The following is a 278-nucleotide window of genomic DNA, read 5'->3' on the forward strand; positions in this document are numbered from 1 at the left end:
CTCGACCTTCTTCCGGAGCTTCATTGAGATTTCGTATTGCTTGGTCTTGGCGATATCGCGGGCGACCTGGCGGGCGTCTTCGTGTTCTTCGCGGCTGATCTTGCGCGCGTCCGCGTTGGGGCAGCATTTGGCTTTGGAAGGGCAAACCTGACAGACGTCCTTCAACGCGCGATAGCGCGCTGTACCTTTGCCGGTCGGACCGCGGTTCGGATCTGAGTAGTTGCGCCGGAATTGCTTAAGCGCATGTCCTTCGGGGCAGATGTACTGGTCATTCTCGG

General features: G+C 58.6%; 1 protein-coding gene. It reads right to left on the minus strand.

All coding sequences use genetic code 11. From position 1 onward, the window contains the following. Positions 1-278 (minus strand): transposase (locus ACFVYJ_RS13755; RefSeq protein WP_463255421.1); only part of this gene is annotated, 278 nt, incomplete at both ends.

The organism is Pontibacter sp. JAM-7 (assembly GCF_048548695.2).
Lineage (GTDB): Bacteria > Pseudomonadota > Gammaproteobacteria > Pseudomonadales > Balneatricaceae > Neptuniibacter.